Below are 298 nucleotides of genomic sequence, written 5' to 3'. Positions count from 1 at the left end.
TCATCGGCCATGCGGTCTGGCTCTACCATCGATTCAACCTCAGCTTCCGTGATATTGAGGAATTACTGGCCTCACGGGGCGTGCTCGTCAGTAACGAGACGATCCGGCAATGGTGCCTGAAATTCGGTCAGACCTACGCCAACAACTTACGCCTTAGCCGCCCCAGGCGAGGGGATAAATGGCATCTGGATGAGGTCTACCTTTCCATGAATGGCCAGCGCCATTACCTATGGCGGGCTGTCGATCAGGAGGGCAAGGTCCTGGATATTCTGGTGCAAAGCCGAAGGAACCGTCATGC

General features: G+C 55.7%; 1 protein-coding gene. It reads left to right on the top strand.

Annotated features, from left to right (window positions below; translation table 11 throughout):
• Nucleotides 1-298 (top strand): IS6 family transposase (locus PZA18_RS24525; RefSeq protein WP_284103499.1); only part of this gene is annotated, 298 nt, incomplete at both ends.

The sequence above is a fragment of the Parachitinimonas caeni genome (assembly GCF_030129945.1).
GTDB lineage: Bacteria > Pseudomonadota > Gammaproteobacteria > Burkholderiales > Chitinimonadaceae > Parachitinimonas > Parachitinimonas caeni.
Note: the sequence above shows the minus strand (reverse complement) of the source record. Positions and strands in the feature narration are given on the sequence as shown.